This window comes from Bizionia sp. M204 (genome assembly GCF_023205095.1).
In the GTDB taxonomy this organism is placed as follows: domain Bacteria; phylum Bacteroidota; class Bacteroidia; order Flavobacteriales; family Flavobacteriaceae; genus Algorimicrobium; species Algorimicrobium hallyeonense.
In genome coordinates this window covers 3,219,805-3,238,740 of sequence record NZ_CP046242.1, presented here as the reverse complement: position 1 = coordinate 3,238,740, position 18,936 = coordinate 3,219,805, and the positions used below count along the sequence as shown (strand labels likewise).

The 18,936-nt window shown below is 34.1% G+C and carries 19 protein-coding genes and 1 tRNA gene; 10 read left to right on the top strand and 10 right to left on the bottom strand.

The genetic code is table 11. The features are described from left to right. Window positions 1–77 precede the first annotated feature (77 nt). The 8 genes from tsf (at window position 78) to GMA17_RS14815 (ending at window position 10,173) form a co-directional block, all read left to right on the top strand. Window positions 78–1,043, top strand: coding sequence for a translation elongation factor Ts (gene tsf / locus GMA17_RS14850; RefSeq protein WP_248397547.1), 966 nt, complete (start codon window positions 78–80; stop codon window positions 1,041–1,043). Window positions 1,044–1,271: 228 nt separating this feature from the next. Then, window positions 1,272–1,979 carry a UMP kinase gene (gene pyrH, locus GMA17_RS14845; RefSeq protein WP_248397545.1) on the top strand — a complete coding sequence of 236 codons (708 nt, stop codon included), beginning with the start codon at window positions 1,272–1,274 and terminating at the stop codon, window positions 1,977–1,979. A 63-nt stretch (window positions 1,980–2,042) separates the two neighbouring features. After that, complete coding sequence (gene frr, locus GMA17_RS14840; RefSeq protein WP_248397543.1) at window positions 2,043–2,597, top strand: ribosome recycling factor; 555 nt, start codon at window positions 2,043–2,045, stop codon at window positions 2,595–2,597. 105 nt (window positions 2,598–2,702) lie between these two features. Further along, entirely contained in the window at window positions 2,703–3,932 is a 1,230-nt protein-coding gene (locus GMA17_RS14835) for a hypothetical protein (protein ID WP_248397541.1), read from the top strand. 59 nt (window positions 3,933–3,991) lie between these two features. After that, entirely contained in the window at window positions 3,992–6,418 is a 2,427-nt protein-coding gene (locus tag GMA17_RS14830; protein ID WP_248397539.1) for an RND family transporter, read from the top strand. An 81-nt stretch (window positions 6,419–6,499) separates the two neighbouring features. Continuing rightward, window positions 6,500–7,933 (top strand): asparagine--tRNA ligase, encoded by a 1,434-nt coding sequence (gene asnS / locus GMA17_RS14825; protein WP_248397537.1) that lies wholly within the window; start codon window positions 6,500–6,502, stop codon window positions 7,931–7,933. Window positions 7,934–8,107: 174 nt separating this feature from the next. Further along, window positions 8,108–9,568, top strand: coding sequence for an RNA polymerase factor sigma-54 (rpoN, locus tag GMA17_RS14820; protein WP_248397535.1), 1,461 nt, complete (start codon window positions 8,108–8,110; stop codon window positions 9,566–9,568). Then, entirely contained in the window at window positions 9,568–10,173 is a 606-nt protein-coding gene (locus GMA17_RS14815; RefSeq protein WP_248397533.1) for a hypothetical protein, read from the top strand. The genes rpoN and GMA17_RS14815 overlap by 1 nt, the downstream gene beginning before the upstream one ends. Here GMA17_RS14815 and GMA17_RS14810 read toward each other — a convergent pair. The 10 genes from GMA17_RS14810 to GMA17_RS14765 form a co-directional block, all read right to left on the bottom strand. After that, window positions 10,168–10,845, bottom strand: a complete 678-nt coding sequence (locus GMA17_RS14810; RefSeq protein WP_248397531.1) for a porin family protein — start codon at window positions 10,843–10,845, stop codon at window positions 10,168–10,170. The two genes, GMA17_RS14815 and GMA17_RS14810, sit on opposite strands and share 6 nt — an antisense overlap. Window positions 10,846–10,967: 122 nt before the next feature. Further along, complete coding sequence (locus GMA17_RS14805; RefSeq protein ID WP_248397529.1) at window positions 10,968–11,450, bottom strand: biopolymer transporter ExbD; 483 nt, start codon at window positions 11,448–11,450, stop codon at window positions 10,968–10,970. 16 nt (window positions 11,451–11,466) lie between these two features. Then, window positions 11,467–12,102, bottom strand: coding sequence for a biopolymer transporter ExbD (locus GMA17_RS14800; RefSeq protein ID WP_248397527.1), 636 nt, complete (start codon window positions 12,100–12,102; stop codon window positions 11,467–11,469). 2 nt (window positions 12,103–12,104) lie between these two features. After that, complete coding sequence (locus tag GMA17_RS14795) at window positions 12,105–12,557, bottom strand: hypothetical protein (protein WP_248397524.1); 453 nt, start codon at window positions 12,555–12,557, stop codon at window positions 12,105–12,107. Between the two features lie 27 nt (window positions 12,558–12,584). Continuing rightward, window positions 12,585–13,361, bottom strand: a complete 777-nt coding sequence (locus GMA17_RS14790; protein ID WP_248397522.1) for a MotA/TolQ/ExbB proton channel family protein — start codon at window positions 13,359–13,361, stop codon at window positions 12,585–12,587. Window positions 13,362–13,587: 226 nt separating this feature from the next. Continuing rightward, window positions 13,588–13,675 (bottom strand) — tRNA-Ser (locus GMA17_RS14785). A gap of 72 nt (window positions 13,676–13,747) precedes the next feature. Further along, window positions 13,748–14,779, bottom strand: coding sequence for an asparaginase (locus tag GMA17_RS14780; RefSeq protein ID WP_248397520.1), 1,032 nt, complete (start codon window positions 14,777–14,779; stop codon window positions 13,748–13,750). 2 nt (window positions 14,780–14,781) lie between these two features. Further along, on the bottom strand, window positions 14,782–15,549 hold the full coding sequence (locus GMA17_RS14775; RefSeq protein WP_248397518.1) for a TatD family hydrolase: 768 nt from the start codon (window positions 15,547–15,549) through the stop codon (window positions 14,782–14,784). A gap of 90 nt (window positions 15,550–15,639) precedes the next feature. Continuing rightward, window positions 15,640–16,377 (bottom strand): tetratricopeptide repeat protein, encoded by a 738-nt coding sequence (locus GMA17_RS14770; RefSeq protein WP_248397516.1) that lies wholly within the window; start codon window positions 16,375–16,377, stop codon window positions 15,640–15,642. Between the two features lie 2 nt (window positions 16,378–16,379). Beyond that, on the bottom strand, window positions 16,380–16,961 hold the full coding sequence (locus tag GMA17_RS14765; protein WP_248397514.1) for an RNA polymerase sigma factor: 582 nt from the start codon (window positions 16,959–16,961) through the stop codon (window positions 16,380–16,382). Between the two features lie 144 nt (window positions 16,962–17,105). Here GMA17_RS14765 and GMA17_RS14760 point away from each other — a divergent pair, with 144 nt between their 5' ends. After that, window positions 17,106–17,546, top strand: coding sequence for a hypothetical protein (locus tag GMA17_RS14760; protein ID WP_248397512.1), 441 nt, complete (start codon window positions 17,106–17,108; stop codon window positions 17,544–17,546). A 296-nt stretch (window positions 17,547–17,842) separates the two neighbouring features. Continuing rightward, the gene (locus tag GMA17_RS14755; protein WP_248397510.1) at window positions 17,843–18,868 is read left to right on the top strand and encodes a hypothetical protein; all 1,026 of its coding nucleotides are present in this window, start codon (window positions 17,843–17,845) and stop codon (window positions 18,866–18,868) included. The last annotated feature ends 68 nt before the right edge of the window (window positions 18,869–18,936 follow it).

The window sequence follows — 18,936 nt, the reverse complement described above, 5'->3', positions numbered from 1 at the left end:
GAAAAGTCGTTTGATACCGTTTCCGTAAAGAAAACACGTTAAACGACTTTTTTAAATTTAAAATACATTTTCAAGCTATGGTAAAAGTAACAGCCGCAGAAGTAAATAAATTAAGACAAGCCACAGGTGCAGGTATGATGGACTGCAAAAAAGCTTTAGTAGAAGCTGAAGGCGATTTTGATAAAGCAATTGACGTATTACGTAAAAAAGGTCAGAAAGTTGCAGAAAAAAGAGCCGACAGAGATTCTTCTGAAGGTGCTGCAGTAGCTAAAATTAACGATGCAAACACTGTTGGTGTTGCGCTTGTTTTAGGTTGCGAAACTGATTTCGTTGGAAAAAATGAAAGCTTTTTAGCGTTAGCTAATGAGTTAGCAGATGTTGCTATCAACTTTAATACTAAAGAAGACTTTTTAGCAGCCGATTTTAAAGGTATGACTGTTGCTGAAAAATTAGTTGAACAAACAGGTGTTGTTGGTGAAAAATTAGAAATCACTGGTTTCGAAAAATTAGAAGCACCTTATGTTGGACAGTATGTTCACATTAATAAAATTGCAGCTTTAGTTGGTTTATCAAAAGAAGTTGATAATGCTGAAACTTTAGTAAAAGATGTTTCTATGCAAGTTGCTTCTATGGGAGCAACCTCATTATCTTACAAAAATTTCGATCCTGCTTTTATAGCTTCAGAAACGGAAGCGCGTATTGCAGTTATTGAAAAAGATAATATTGAATTAGGTCGTTTAGGTAAAACACTTAAAAATGTACCTCAATATATTTCTATGGCACAATTAACACCAGAAGTTTTAGCACAAGCAGAAGCCGATGCAAAAGCAGAATTAAAAGCAGAAGGTAAGCCAGAACAAATTTGGGATAAAATTCTTCCAGGTAAAATGGAGCGTTTCATTTCAGATAACACCACGTTAGATCAAGAACAATGTTTATTAGATCAGCGTTTTATTAAAGATGAAAAACAAACAGTTGCACAATATGTAGAGTCTTTTGGCGATGTTGCCATTACAGATTTCAAACGTGTTTCTGTAGGATAATTTAAAATCATCAATCATATACGAAAGCCTTTCATTAATTTGGGAGGCTTTTTTATTTTTTCATGTAAGTTTTAGCAAAAAAATAAAATCTCGTTAGCATAAAAATGTTTCGTGTTTAAAGTATAAAATCTCATTTTATAAAAAATTCAAAAAATAAAAAAATTATGTAGCTTTGCACAACGCTTTATTCCTGCCAAACGTGGGAATCTTATATATCTAAAACAACACATGAAATACAAAAGAATTCTTTTAAAATTATCAGGCGAAGCATTAATGGGTAATCGTCAATATGGTATTGATCCAGCACGTTTATCAGAATATGCTAATGACATAAAAGAAATTACAGATAAAGGTATCCAAGTTGCCATTGTTATTGGTGGCGGAAATATTTTTAGAGGTGTTGCAGGTGCTAGCAACGGTATGGATCGTGTTCAAGGTGACCACATGGGTATGTTAGCAACAGTTATAAATGGTTTAGCACTACAGAGTGCTCTGGAAAATGCTGATGTACCAACACGTTTGCAAACCGCTATTCATATTGAGCAAGTTGCTGAACCTTTTATCCGAAGAAAAGCCATGCGTCATTTAGAAAAAGGTCGTGTTGTTATTTTTGGAGGTGGAACTGGAAATCCGTATTTTACTACCGATTCAGCAGCCGTTTTAAGAGCTATTGAAATTGAAGCCGATGTTATTTTAAAAGGCACACGTGTAGATGGTATTTATACAGCAGACCCTGAAAAAGATTCGCAAGCCATTAAATTCGATCATATCACCTTTGATGATGTGTTACGAAAAGGATTAAAGGTTATGGATACAACTGCTTTTACCCTAAGTCAGGAAAACGAATTGCCAATTATTGTTTTTGATATGAATAAAAAAGGCAATTTATTAAAAGTGGTTTCTGGCGAAAATATTGGCACAAAAGTTAATTTATAATATTACATTTACGGTTTGGCTTGTTTTTTGAAACACGTTTAAAACTTATAAAATTCTTTAAAGATGGAAGACATTCAATTTATATTAGACTCGGCAAAAGAGTCTATGGATGCGGCAATTAAGCATTTAGAAAAACAATTAGTAAATATTAGAGCTGGTAAAGCCAGTCCAGCCATGCTTGGTAGTGTTATGGTAGATTATTACGGATCTCAAACACCTTTAAGCCAAGTAGCCAACGTAAACACACCAGATGGTAGAACCATTACCGTTCAGCCATGGGAAAAAAATATGCTTCAAGAAATTGAACGTGGTATTATGCATGCTAACTTGGGTTTTAACCCAATGAATAATGGCGATACGATTATTATAAACGTGCCACCATTAACGGAAGAACGCAGAATTAATCTAGCCAAACAGGCAAAAGCTGAAACAGAAGATGCTAAAGTAAGTATTAGAAGTGCTAGAAAAGATGCCAATACAGATATTAAAAATCTTGAGGACACCTCTGAAGATCTTCAGAAAAATGCTGAAACGGATATTCAAAAGATGACCGATAAATACGTTATGAAAATAGACAGTATTTTTGAGGTCAAGGAGAAAGAAATAATGACTGTTTAAATTTAAAAAGCGACACAAAACGTCGCTTTTTTAATAGAATTAACGTGCCAACTATTCATGTGGAAATATTTTCTAACTGTTTTTTGTATTCTATGTGTTTTGCGTGTGCAGTCTCAAACACCTATTGCATCTAAAGACACGGTTGTTGTTCAGCAAGATTCCATAAAAAAAAGAGATTTATTAAGGCAACTGGGTAATGGCTTTTTTCCAACCAAGTACTTTGATATAGATCTGCGTTATCTTATAAAATATAATCAATACGAAGGATTCCGAACGGGCTTTGGAGGTGCAACAAACGATGGGTTTTCTGAAAAATACCGCGTGCGTAGCTATGTTGCTTATGGATTTCGTGATAATCGTTTTAAATACGGTATTGGTGGTAGTGCGCGATTAAATGCCAATGGTCAAACTTGGTTGAATGTTAATTATACCGACGATTTGCAAGAAACAGGTAGCTCCAAATTCTTAACCGATAAACGCTTCTTTAGCTTTTTTGAACCCCGATTGTTGAATATAGATTTATTCTATAAATTCATAAAACAATCCGTTTCCATTGAGCATGCTTTAACACCAAAAATCCTTTCGGAATTACAGTTTGCGGTCAGCAACATCAACCCAACTTATAATTATCAATATTTGGATGGTGGCAATACCTATTCGGAATTCAATTTAAGTACCGCTATTATTTCCTTTCAATTCAATCCGTTTAGCGAGTACACATTAGTAAAAAACCGGTTAAGAGAAACAACAGTAGGTTTCCCTAAATTTTCACTTCAATTTACTCAAGCGGTTAGCGGTGTTTTTAAAAGTGAATTAAATTTTTCGAAAATTGATTTTCGCACCCTTTATGAAATAAAACACCAACCGGAATCCTTTACGCGATTTGTACTAACCGCAGGATATGCCAACGGTAATGCGCCATTATCGCATTTATATCACGCCTACCCAAATAACATTAATAAAGAAACTATTTTACAGCGATTTTCAGTTGCTGGCATTGATAGTTTTGAAACCATGTTTTTTAACGAATTCTTTTCAGATAAGTTTACAACCGTTCAATTTCGCCATTACTTTAAACCCTTCCAAATTGCTAGTCGCTTTAAACCACAATTGGTTTTAATATCTCGATTTGCTATTGGAAATATGAATAATATTGATAAGCACCAAGGTATTACCTTCGGCACACTAGATAAAGGGTATACGGAGTCTGGTTTTGAAATTAACAAACTCCTTTTTGGTTTTGGTTTAAGTGGCACCTATCGCTATGGTGGCTACCATTTACCTGAATTTGAAGACAATATTGCGGTAAAGTTCACTTTTAACGTGACATTATAAAGCAATATCATCTGTAATACATCGCTTTTCCTTACCTTTGCGCCTGTTTTTAATAGCGTATGTTTAAATTATTTTCAAAAAATTTCTGGGATGTTGTTGCGCGACTTATTTTGCGGAACAAAATCGGTATTCTTATTAGTATCCTTGCAGTAACTATCTTTTTTAGCCTGCAGTGGAAAAACATGCGTTTTACTTACACCGAGGCCAACCTGCTACCCGATGATCATGAGGTAAATGTTGTATATCAAAACTTTCTTGATATTTTTGGTGAAGAAGGCAACCTGATTGTTCTTGGTATTAAAGATTCAACTTTATTTACCGTTGAAAACATGAACGCTTGGAACGCTTTATCCGATCGTTTTAAATCCTTTGATGCGGTTGATGCTGTCATTTCTTTAAAAGATTTACAAAAGCTTGTTAAAGATGATGTTAATGAACGCTTTGTATTAGAACCGTTTATTAAAGACTCCATTCATTCGTTATCACAAATTGACACCCTTCAAAACGAGCTCTTTAACCAGTACCCATTCTACGATAATTTCTTATTTAATAAAGAAACCAAAACAATCAGAACGGCTATTTACATGAATAAAGCTATTGTAAATACAGCAGCACGTAAGGATTTTGTTTTTGATGAGTTAATTCCAATAATTAGAGCGTTTGAGGAAAAAACCAATATGGACGTTCGGGTTTCTGGTATGCCATATGTACGGACCTTAAATGCCCAAAACATTGTAGACGAAATAGGTATTTTTATTGCTGGTGCGCTTTTAGTAACGTCGCTAATCTTCTTTTTGTTTTTCAGGTCCTTTAGAGCAACGCTCATATCCATGCTCGTTGTTTGTTTAGGCGTTATGTGGACCTTTGGTATCATTGGGCTTCTGAATTACGAGATTACGGTTTTAACAGCTTTAATTCCGCCTTTAATTATCGTTATCGGAATTCCAAACTGCATTTTCTTAATTAACAAATATCAACTTGAAGTTAAACTGCATGGAAACAAAGTTCGGTCCCTTCAACGTGTAATTACCAAAGTTGGAAATGCCACGTTATTAACTAACTTAACAACGGCATCTGGATTTGCCACCTTTATCTTAACAGAAAGTACCCTATTAAAAGAGTTTGGTATTGTAGCTTCCTTGAGTATTATTGCTATTTTTATTTTATGCCTTCTTATAATCCCTATTATTTACACCTTTTTACCCTATCCAAAAGATAGACATCTAGAACATTTAAACAAGCGTTGGATTGGTGGTTTTGTAAATTGGATGGAGCGTATGGTAAAAGAACGCCGTATTACCATTTACATTACAGCCATTGTTTTACTCGTTGTAAGTATGATTGGTATTTATCAGATAAAAATTTCTGGTAGTCTGATTGAAGATATGTCCAAGGAAGCTGAATTCTTCGAGGACATCCGCTTTTTTGAAGAAGAGTTTAGTGGTATTATGCCTTTGGAAATTTTAGTGGATACCAAACGTAAAAAAGGCGCAACTAAATTGGCCACGCTAAAACGTATGGATGAATTAGAACAGCTCATCCTAGAAACACCCGAATTATCAAAACCAATTTCTATTGTGGGGTTAGCAAAATATGCGAAACAAGCCTATACAAATGGAAATCCAAAATATTATCAATTACCGACGAGTCAGGAAAATTTATTTATTTCATCGTATATAAAAAATTCGTCTTCCAATGTTAATCTATTAAAAAGTTTTGTAGACAGTACAGGTCAATACGCCCGTATCACATCCTTCATGAAGGATATTGGCACGGATAAAATGGAGCGTATTGAGGAAAATCTTCAAACCGAAATAGATAAAACATTCCCTGAAGAAAAATATGAAGTCACCATAACCGGTAAAGCACTTGTTTTCTTGAAAGGAACAAAGTTTTTGGTTAAAAACTTAGCTATTTCATTATCATTAGCCATTTTATTGATTTCTCTTTTAATGGCATATATGTTCCGATCCTTTAAAATGATTATTGTGTCATTAATCCCAAACCTATTGCCTTTGGTCATTACGGCAGGATTAATGGGTTATTTAGGAGTCCCAATAAAACCATCAACTATTTTAGTATTTAGTATTGCGTTTGGTATTTCGGTGGATGATACCATTCACTTTTTGGCAAAATACAGACAAGAACTTCAAGCCAATAACTGGAAAATTAAGAAATCTGTTTATGCCGCTTTACGTGAAGCTGGTGTAAGTATGTTTTACACCTCCATTGTATTGTTTTTCGGGTTCTCTGTATTTACCATTTCTAGTTTTGGTGGAACTGTTGCACTAGGCGCATTAGTATCTACAACACTCTTGTTTGCTATGCTATCCAACCTATTATTATTACCGTCCCTTTTATTATCCTTGGAACGAAGTATTGCCAATAAAGAAGATTTAAAAGAACCAAGTATCAATATTATTCCAGATGATGATTATGATGATGAAGAAGATGCCATCGAAAAAAATGCTTCTGGCTTAAAATAAATAGCGAAACAATTTCAAAAATTGCATTTGATTTTTGACTTGTAAAACTAGTATCTTTGTACCCTCTAATTTTTTATAAAAATGAAAATGCAAACCGTTGCTGAATTATTAAAAAAAGGAAACACCCTTCAAGAAGTTATTATTAAAGGATGGGTAAGAAGTTTCCGATCCAAACGATTTATAGCCTTAAATGATGGCTCCACCTTACATAATATCCAATGTGTTGTTAATTTTGAAGAAACAGAAGAAACGCTATTAAAGCGTATTACAACAGGTGCTGCTGTTTCCATTACCGGTGAATTAACGGAAAGTCAAGGGCAAGGTCAAAGTTTAGAAATTCAAGTGAAAAAAATTGAAATTTTAGGCGATTCGGATCCGGAAAGTTACCCAATTCAACCTAAAAAACACTCCTTCGAGTTTTTAAGAGAAAATGCCCATTTACGCACCCGTACAAACACTTTTGGGGCCGTTATGCGTTTGCGTTCATCCTTATCATTTGCTATTCATAAGTATTTTAATGAAAATGGCTTTTACTATATGCACACACCAATTATTACAGGGAGTGATGCCGAAGGTGCTGGCGAAATGTTTCGAGTAACCGGTTTAGATCCTAAAAATCCACCATTAACAGACGATGGTAAAGTGGATTACTCCAAAGATTTCTTTGGAAAAGAAACTAATTTAACGGTTTCTGGTCAGTTAGAAGCTGAAACCTACGCCATGTCTCTAGGTAAAGTGTATACATTTGGTCCTACCTTTAGAGCTGAAAATTCCAACACGTCACGCCATTTGGCCGAATTCTGGATGATTGAACCAGAAGTCGCTTTTATGGATTTAGCTGGCAATATGGATTTAGCTGAAGATTTTATGAAATCCGTTTTAAGCTACATTTTAGAGCATAATAAAGAAGATTTAGAATTTTTGGACCAACGTCTTTTAGACGAAGAAAAAACAAAACCACAAGCAGAGCGCTCGGAAATGTCGCTTATTGAGAAAATTAAATTTGTGGTTGATAATAATTTTAAACGTGTAAGTTATACGGAAGCTATTGATATTTTAAGAAATAGCAAGCCTAATAAGAAAAAGAAATTTAACTATATTATTGAAGAATGGGGTGCTGATTTACAAAGTGAACACGAACGCTTTTTAGTTGAGAAGCACTTTAAATGTCCTGTTATCTTATTTGATTATCCGGCAAACATTAAAGCATTCTATATGCGTTTAAATGAAGATGGAAAAACGGTTCGTGCCATGGACATCTTATTTCCTGGTATTGGAGAAATGGTTGGTGGCTCGCAACGTGAGGAACGTTTGGACGTTTTAAAAGAAAAAATGAAAGCCCTAGATATTGACGAAGAGGAATTATGGTGGTATTTAGATTTGCGTAAATACGGAACTGCCGTACATTCCGGTTTTGGTTTAGGCTTTGAGCGTTTGGTCATGTTTGCAACAGGAATGGGTAACATTCGCGACGTGATTCCATTTCCAAGAACACCTCAAAATGCGGAGTTTTAAATTTAGGTATGTCATTCAGAACAAAGCGAAGAAATCTTCAGATTCAGCGTAGCTAATCTTATTTTTAAAGACTTCGTTATAAAATTGAACTCAAAATAATTTTATAAAACAATCTGCGTTAATCCATAAATGTAGATTGTTTTTTTTATTTTTATAGAAACCCAAAACACACGCATGCTCAAGCAATTTTTACAATTTAAATTATCACAGAAGCTTTCGCCGCAGCAGATTCAATTAATGAAATTGATTCAGTTACCTACGCAGGCATTTGAGCAACGCTTAAAACAAGAGTTAGAAGAAAACCCAGCACTTGAAAGTGGTAAAGAGTCTTTAGAAGATGAGTACGATGATGATTTTGATAACAGTCAAGACAATTATGATGATACTGAAACCATCAACACCGAAGACATTAATGTTGATGAGTATTTAAGTGATGACGAAGTTCCCGATTACCGTACCCAAGCTAATAATTACAGTGCTGATGATGAGGAAAAAACCATGCCGTATGCCGCAGGAACCTCCTTTACGCAACATTTAAAAAACCAGTTAAACACGTTTCGTTTAAATGACGAAGAGCGTGAAATAGCGGAGTTTTTAGTAGGAAGTGTTGATGAAAGTGGTTATATCCGACGGGAATTAATAGATATTACAGACGATTTAGCCTTTACACAAAATGTGTACACCACAGAAGATAAAATTGAAGCCGTATTAAAAGTGGTCCATCAATTGGATCCTGCAGGTGTTGGTGCGCGTAATCTGCAAGAATGTTTAAGCATTCAATTGCATAGAAAACAAAAAAATCCAGATGTAGAATTGGCCATTGAAATTATTGACACTGCCTTTGAACAATTCACCAAGAAACACTACAAAAAACTAATTCAAAAGTTTGATATTACAGAGATACAACTAAAGGATGCCATTCATGTGATTGAGCATTTAAATCCAAAACCTGGTGGATCTTATGCAGGAAATAACCGCATAGTGGAACATGTGGTACCCGATTTTGCGATTCGTATTGTGGACGGCGAACTCGAGTTAACACTTAATGGCCGAAATGCGCCTGAATTACACGTTTCGCGCGAGTATAGCAACATGATGAAAGGCTATAAGGAAAGTAAGGAGAAATCTAAATCACAAAAAGATGCCGTTCAGTTTATCAAACAAAAATTGGATGCAGCCAAATGGTTTATTGAGGCTATTAGGCAACGTCAGCAAACGTTATTTGTTACCATGAGTTCTATTATGCATTACCAAAAAGAGTACTTCTTAACAGGTGATGAGCGCAAATTACGCCCAATGATCTTAAAAGATATAGCTGACGAAATTGAAATGGATGTATCAACCGTTTCGCGTGTAGCAAACAGTAAATATGTGGATACACCGTATGGAACAAAGTTGATTAAGGAATTCTTTTCGGAGTCCATGACCAACGATCAAGGTGAAGAAGTATCAACCCGAGAAATTAAAAAAATATTAGAGACGGTTATCGAAGATGAAAACAAACGAAAACCCATGACAGACGACGCTTTAGCCAAAATACTCAAAGAAAAAGGCTATCCTATTGCCAGACGAACCGTTGCTAAATACCGTGAACAATTAGACATTCCTGTGGCTAGGTTACGAAAGAAAATCTAATGAACTTTATATTAAGAAGTGTTTCGTTTATTTTCCACCCTATAGTGATGCCATTGCTTGGTGTGATTTTCTATTTTTCAAAATCACCAAGGTATTTACCTATGGAAATCATTCAAGCAAAAGTGGTTTCCTTATTTATACTTACCATCTTACTGCCTATTTTGTTATATTTCTTATTAAAGTCTTTAGGTAAAACAGATTCTATTTATCTACAATCTACAAAAGAGCGCATTTTGCCGCTTATTTTAAACGCTATCATAACACTCTTAATTGTTATTCGCGTTTTACCGAGTCATGAAATAATAGAATTGTACTATTTTTTTGTAGGTATATTACTTTCCACTTTAAGTTGCCTCATTTTAGCTGTCCTAAAATTTAAAGCTAGTATTCATATGATGGCTGTATCTGGGGTGTTTATGTTTTACTTGGCCTTAAGTATTCATTTCAGTATAAATATTAATGGCACGTTGGCATTAATGGCCATCCTCATGGGCGCTATAGCCACTTCTAGATTACATGTAAAGGCACATACCTATCCTGAATTAATTACAGGCACATTCATTGGCCTTGTTCCTCAAATAATACTAGTGAATTATTGGTTATAGAATGTAAAATATGAGTCCCACTTTAACGGCGTTCATATCAACCGACTCATTGTTTACTCGTGCATTATTGAAAATAGGGTTCAAACCATAATACACAAATATATTCCAGGTATTATATCCTGCACTCATAGTAAGACCGTATTGAAAATCGTTAAAGGAATCAATTTTACTATTTTTAATAGTTCCCAAATCACCACGAAATTTAGAGGAATTGTATAATACATAACCTACATTAATACCTGTGTATATGCGCCAAAATTTATATTCTTCAGCTGTAGAGGTTCGCCAACGCAGTTGTAATGGCATTTCTACCATATACATAGTGAACTTATTTTTACTATAATTAATATCACTTTTATCCAACACCAGATAATCCAAATTACCAGAAGCATCTTTGGTAATTAAAAAATTATGATTAAAGGAGTTAGAAGACAACCCTAAACCTACTCCAAATGCCACATTTCGACGTTTGTTAATAGGTATATCCCGAATAAACCCCAAATGAAAACCACTTGAAAAACCACTTTGAGATACACCTTCTGGCCTATTGCCTACCAGGTTATAGGTAATACCTAAATAGAACTGATCTTCCCGATATTTGCTATCTACTTCTTGAACTAAAGAGTCCTGTACTTGTTCTTCCACCTGCGAAAACATCATGTGCAGTGACATAAAAAAAATTAATAATAAAAGGCGGTTTTTCATGAATACATTAAAAAAAGTGTCGGGTTTAATTTACAAAAAAAGGCGTTTAGATTTCTCAAAACGCCTTTATTTATAAAATTAAGAGTACTTTATTGATTTAGACTTTGTATGGCATCGCCTTTTCTAGTCTTATAATTTATTTTAAGAGCGTTTACTTCACGCAATTTTTGTTTTACATCAGATACAAGACCCATGTTGGTTTCCTTATCTACGCTTAAAACAGTAGTTAAGAAAGGAACTTCTTCCTCACGTTTACTGTCACGTTCGGCTGCTATAAACGCTGGAATTTCTGAAACGTCAGCAAACTTATCATTTAACTGAATACGTGCTTCTGATCCAAACTGCTTATAGGCACTACTTGGTTTTCCTGCATAGATATACATTAATAAGTTTCGTTTCGCTAACTTTTCAACTTGATCGGCTGCGGGCAACGTATTTTGAATTTTTAATGTATTCTGACGCATAACCGTAGCAACCATAAAGAAGAATAACAACATAAATACAATATCAGGTAATGATGCTGTAGATATAGCTGGTACGCCACCATCTTTTTTCTTTTTAAATTTAGACATAAATAATATGGTTTATCTAATTAGATTTTTTAGGTTCTGCTTCTGAAAATTTCTGCGGTATTAAAAGTTTAATTTCTTCAATTTTATCTTTTAATTGTGCTTTTCTTTCAGACGATGTTCTAGCATCGTTAAATTCAATATCGGCTTCTACAAAGTTAATACCTAAATTACCATAACGTTGTTCAAACTCACGATTACGCAACACATTATAGGCTGCTATAATCTCGTTTTGAACCGCTATATAGGTTTCGTAACTTGTACTTCTATCATTTTGTAAAGAAATAATTGCTTTCTGGAAATTATCTGAAGATTGCGGATTACGCTTTCCTTTACAAGCTTTACAAGCATCTTCTCCCGTTCCACCACCATTGTCTAAAAAGGCAACAGCAGCTTTTCGTAAATCTTTAAGCTTGATTAAATCTCCTTCACTTCCCGCTGCTTTCAAAAACAATTCATTGTTTCCATTCACGGTTAATTGAAAAATATTTCTTTCTTTAATAATAGGTGGTTCCGTTTCTTCAATTGGCGGCAACTTTCGGTTAAGACCAGAGTCTATCTCGATGGTTGTTGTTACCAAGAAGAAAATTAATAGTAAGAAAGCAATGTCGGCCATGGAGCCTGCATTAACTTCCGGTGCTGCTCTTTTTGCCATAATTATTTATTCGTTAGTTTTTTAACGCCCGATAATAACATAATTACCGCAGCTGAAGCTATTAGTATATAAAACGCTATTAATCCAGCGCCTACCAATTGCGATTCTCCCGAAGTTGCTTCTACGCCATTATAAAAATAAGGCGTTGTATCACCACCTGAAACCACATAAGCCACTATTAAAACAGCTGCAAAAATACCCACACTAATTAGGGTGTTTTTAAGCGTAGCTGTATTTGTAAATAGGTTCTTTAAAACGAAAACTACTACAAGCAGAACGGTTATAAACATAATAACATATGCTATATATGCCAGAGGATCTACAATACCAGTGTCGCCACTTAATGCGCCAGCTTTTATCGCTTCATCACCTTCAGATATTATTCTTACCAAGAACACCACACCTAAAAGGCCAAGGATTCCTGCTAAGATTTTTAAAATTTTGTGTAAATTCATAATTTAAAAAATTATTGCTGTTAATTATTACTTCTTGTGTCTAATCAATAAATCCATTAAAGTAATGGATGCATCTTCCATATCATTAACAATACTGTCAATTTTGGCAATGATGTAATTGTAGAAAACTTGAAGAATAATAGCAACAATTAAACCGAATACGGTTGTTAAAAGTGCTACTTTAATACCACCAGCAACTAAAGATGGTTGCATATCACCAGCAGCTTGAATTTTATCAAATGCTTGAATCATACCAATTACCGTACCCATGAATCCTAACATAGGAGCCAATGCGATAAATAATGAAATCCAAGATACATTTTTCTCTAACTGTCCCATTTGAACACCACCATAAGCAATAACCGCTTTTTCGGCAGCTTCTAAACCTTCGTCTGTTCTATCTAAACCTTGATAGAAAATAGAGGCAACAGGTCCTTTTGTATTTCTACAAACTTCTTTTGCAGCTTCAACACCACCTGATTGTAATGCATCTTCTACGTCTTGAGTTAATTTTTTTGTATTTGTTGAAGAAAGGTTTAAAAAGATAATTCTCTCAATAGCTATTGCTAAACCTAGAATTAAACATAATAATACAATTCCCATAAATCCTGGACCACCTTCTATGAAACGTTTTTTTAGTTCCTGATGAAATCCTAATGACTCTTCTGCTGCAACATCTTCTGTTGCATCGTCTTGAATTGAAGTAACAACTGTGTTTGCACTTGAAATTGCATTTGTAGTTGCGTTAGCTGTTCCGAATGCCACAAAACACATGATGGCGAGGATAGAAAATAATCTTTTCATTTGTTCTTGTTCTTAATTTTATTAGTTAAAGTGTTAAAGATATAAAAAAATTGTAATTAAAAAATTAAAATTAGAGCAGAGTTATTAGAGCTATTTTGTTCTAGCCCATTAAAAACACTACAAAAACCAAAGTAATTTATGATTTTTACCTGACAATTCACAACATTATTGTTTGTAATTTTTCAATAATTATATGCATTTCAAATTGTTACCAAAAATACTTTTGCAGAGAGGAAGGGATTCGAACCCTCGATACCCTTTTGAGGTATACACGCTTTCCAGGCGTGCGCCTTCGACCGCTCGGCCACCTCTCTGTTTTAAGTTTTCTTTTACAGGCAGCCAAATAACGAAAAATCTTTAAAAGGCGAAAATTTTGTAAGTTAATTTTATGCCATTTCTCCTCTTAATGCCGTTTCGAAAACCGTTTTAAAGGTTTTATTGGATATTTTCTCACCTAAAAGATACATTAACTTGGTAATTGCCGCTTCGGTTGTGATATCTTTTCCCGAAATAACACCAATTGTTTTTAACTGTGAACTGGTTTCATATTGACCCATATTAACACTCCCTCCTGAACATTGGGTAACATTAATAACTTGAACACCTTTTTTAATGGTATCTTTTATCAATTGTACAAACCAATCTTCTGTAGACGCATTTCCTGCGCCATAGGTTTCTAAAACAACACCTTTAATATGAGGATTGTTCAAAATACCTTCTAAAATGGCTTTAGAAATACCGGGAAATAGTTTAATAAGTGCAATATTGGTATTAAAATTTTTATGTACCAGCAGTTTTTTTCTAGCATTCGGCACAAAAAGCGCATCGTGGTTAATAGTAATATGAACACCAGATTCTGCTAAATGCGGATAGTTTAAACTTTCAAACGCTTCAAAATGCTCGGCATTAATTTTTGTTGTTCTATTTCCTCTATAAAGTTTGTATTCAAAATATAAACCAACTTCTCGTATAACTGGACGGTTTCTTACTTGTAAGGACGCCATTTGTATAGATGTAATTAAATTCTCTTTAGCATCTGTCCGTAAATCGCCAATAGGCAATTGCGATCCGGTTAAAATTACAGGTTTTGCTAAATTCTCCAACATGAAACTCAAAGCTGAAGCCGTGTAACTCATAGTATCACTACCATGAAGTAATACAAATCCATCAAAAGCCTCATAATTGGTTTCAATAATTTCTGCCATTTGCACCCAGTATTCTGGACTCATATTAGATGAATCTATAGGGTCATCAAAGGATATGGTTTCAATATCGCAAGTAAGTAGCTTTAATTCGGGAATCCGTTTAAGGAGATTATTAAAATCGAACGTTTTTAAAGCGCCCGTATTGGGGTTTTTAATCATCCCAATGGTACCTCCTGTATATATTAAAAGAATTTTTGGACTCGTGTTTTCCATAATTATATATTAAAAATGGCTTTTGAATTTTGGGTTGTTATCTCAGCAATTTCCGCTTTTGGCACATTATACAATTCCGACAGTTTTTCTAATACCTTTATAATGTATCCACTTTCATTGCGTTTCCCACGGAATGGTTTTGGAGCAAGATAAGGCGAATCTGTTTCCAAAACAATGTGTTTTAATGGGATTTGATTCAGGAATTGATCTATTTTTCCATTTTTAAACGTTACTACACCACCTATTCCCAACTTCATATTATAAGAAATGGCTTGTTTAGCTTGGTCTAACGTTCCGGTAAAACAATGAAAAATCCCAAATAAATCATCCGATTTTTCGGTTTCAAGAACTTCAAAAATTTCATCAAATGCATCACGACAATGAATAACGATTGGTAATTTATATTTTTTGGCTAGTTGAATTTGATGTTTAAAAGCAATCTTCTGGATGTCTAACGTAGACGTATCCCAATACAAGTCAATGCCAATTTCACCAATAGCAAAAAAGGAGCGCTTGGACAATAAATCTTCAACATGAGCTAATTCGTCCTGATAGTTTTCTTTAACAGATGTTGGGTGCAAGCCTGTCATTAAATACACGTAATCTGGATAATCCGTTTCCAATTGTAACATGGCTTTGGTATAAGACGAATCTATTGCAGGAATAAAAAATCGTGAAACGCCAGAATCTAGAGCGCGTTGTATCATTTGGCTTCTATCGTCATCAAAAGCATCACTATATAAATGCGTATGTGTATCGGTAACTATCATGTTGCAAAAGTAAAAAAGTAACCACCAATGTGATTACTTTCTACTTTATAATTTTAATTTCTTCTGAAACGCGTCGGAAAGCATCTACTACTAATCTAATTTATGTAATAACTTTTGTGCTTGCTCATAATCTTCAGCATCTTCAGGAATTGATTTTAATATCTGGATACAGGATTCTTCATCCTTTTGTTTCAGTTTACTTAAAGCCAAATACCATGTTGCTTTGTGCTTATAAACGGAAGGTGTTTTCATAATTCCGTTGAAAAGCGCATCTGCTTGCTTATATTGATTCAACTCTACCAATGAAACAGCTTTATACAGTTGGTATTCTATATTATCAGGATCTGATTGTAATAGTTCTGAAAAATAGGTTTCAGCATCTTTATAATTACGATTATTAAAAGAGGACTCTGCCTTGGTTAACACCTCATCTTGATTGCCTCTAACGGTTAAGCTAATTGTGCCATAGTTGGCGAAATCATCATAAATAGGATTTGAAAATTGCTGACCAATAAAAAACCCGATAATTAAAATAGCTGCAGCCGCTACCGAATAAAACCATGGGTTTATACGTCTTACTTTAGACTTTGAACTTGGCTTATCTTTAAAATAATTATTTGAAACGGTTTCTAACGTCTTCTTAAAGGCATCCGTTTGTTCGGCATTTTTATAATGATTTTCTACAAATTGGGATGTTTTTTTATAGATTTCAAAGGCGTCATTATAAATAGGGTCTGTTTCTAATTGCTGTTCAAAAGCTTGTTTGCTTTCGTCATCCAGGTTTCCCGAGAGATAGTCTTCAAATAAAATATAATCTTGGTCTTTCATGGTTACGATTTTAGGTTGTTAAAACGAGGCGCTTCTTGAACCATTTTGCTAAGCTTACCAATACATAAAGATTTCTTTTTTCTGGCATAAGCGTAGCTTACACCTAAACTTTCCGCTACTTCCTCCATGGATTTAATTTTAAAGGTAGCTTTTAATAAATCTTTACAGGCTTTTCCTAATTTTTGAAACATTTCAGTAAATAATTCATGTTGTTGTTCAAATAATGTCGTTTCAAAAGCCAGTTCTTGCGCATCATCATCTTTAGATAACACCTCTTCATTAATTGTTACCTCTTTATTGCCAATTTTTTTTAATTGATTGAGCCATTTGCGTTTACAAAGCAGAAAAAAATAGGCATCAAATGGACAGGTTAGTTTTAAATCCTTTTCAATAGCTTGATTATAGATAGTAATTATGGTTTCTTGAATAACATCTTGTGCATGCGACTCATTACCACTATTCATTTTAATATAGTTTATCACTTTAGGCGCAAACGTATCATATATAGATTGTATAATGAATGGATTGTTTTGTACCAAACCATCAATATATTTTTGATCTTCATGAATTATTTTTTGGCTCATAAACCCTTGTATTTTCTACTAAAGTAAAAAAACTTTCAAATGTACGGGTAACAAAATGAAAATGATTTTGATATAAGGTTGTAAGCGTTAAAAAGCTTGCAAGCAGAAATTAAAAAATTTATTAATCCATTAAAACTATAGGTCATGAAAAATTCAATTTTAATTATCGCACTGGTGGCTTTTTCCATATTGCAAGTGAATGCCACTGACAAAAAACCCTTACTAAATTTAGAAACTGCCATTGCTACGGCAACATTAAAAAAAATAGTTCAAGTTTACGATTGGAATGTTACAACTACTAAAAATAGCTATTCAGGAACATCGCCAAATTTAGAACACGCCAACAAAATGATTGGTTTAGTAAGTTCTGGAGAAGTTGTTTTAAACAAAAAAATAGAGAGCTATTACATGTTTCAAAACCAAGCTAACAACAATAACCGCCTTTATTTCTGGGAAGTTACCAGTAGTAAAGGATACGCTCGAGGCTTCTCCTCTACAGAAGCAGATGCATACAACATGATAAAGCTTGTGGCTTCGGGTGACATTATTACGTCAAAAGTTATAATAAGTGGTGTTATAGAGTAAAACCAAAAACATATAAAGATGCTATTAATTGAGGGAGCTGAGAACTTCAACTCAGCTAAAAAAGAGCCTTTCATTCATTTGAAAGGCTCTTTTAATTGACGGCTCATTTCCACAAAAATATTAACGATAAGCAGTTTTTAAGGTTTTTAAAATAGCATTAAAAAAAATTATAATTAAAGTTTCAGCGGAAAACCACTGTAAAACATACACTTTTAAAAATAATTTTAAAAATAGGGTAACAAATAACAGACACTGTTTATATAAGTATGAATAACAATTTTAAAACTCAATGTATTATGAAAACAACAAATCAAAATCACGAATATTTATACACTTTAAATAACGTGAGCAAACAAGTAAAAACATTTTTTGGCATTGCAGCCATTGCATTATTAACCTTATCAAGCTGTACATCTAATGATGATAGCGAAATAACACCAAGTTCTGTTTTAGAAATTCCATCAGGACAAGATTTTGCAAATATTAGAAGTGAAGCTTTGAGCAACATAACCCAAAACTTCCAATTTAATGCCGATGATGGTCTAATTTCTTTAACATCAGAAAATGGTGTAGCCATTTCAATCAATGCAGGATGTTTAACTAAAAATGGCAATCCTGTTACCGGAATGGTAGATTTAGAATATGTTGAAATATTTGAAAAAGGTAATATGTTAACAACCAACAAACCAACTATGGGATTGCGGGATAATGGTAACAAAGCCCTATTAATTACAGGTGGCGAATTTTTCTTTGAAGCAACGCAAAATGGTGTGGCTTTAGAAACAACTTGTGCCATGCAATTACAAGTTCCAACAAGTTTGACAGGATCTGACGACCCAGACATGATTTTATGGAATGGTGTTATTGATGAAAACGGGGACCTTACTTGGGAAGAGGAAGCATTGGACGGTCAGCAAGGTGTTTTTGCCGAAGGTGGTTTATACTATGCTTTTTTAAACAATTTTGGCTGGACAAATATTGATCGTTTTTATAACGACCCTAGACCAAAAACAACTATTTATGCGCAAGCACCTATAGGTTATAACTTTTCAAATAGCGCCATTTATTTATCTTATGATGGTGAAGGGCCAGGACTAGCAGCTTTAGATACCTACGCAAACGGATTGTTTAGTGAACATTACGGTGAAATTCCAATTGGATTAGAGTGTCACGTTATATTTGTAACAGAAGTCGAAGGCGCTTGGAGATATGCCATAAAACCATATACTATTGAAGCCAATCAAGTTATTACGTTTTCTATGATGGAAACTGCCATAGCTAGTGAAGCCGATTTGATATCTATGATTAATGATTTGCCTTAATTTAACCTAGAGAAAGGCGATGGTTGTAATGACCATCGCTTTTTGTATTTTAGCAAGTACCTAACCCA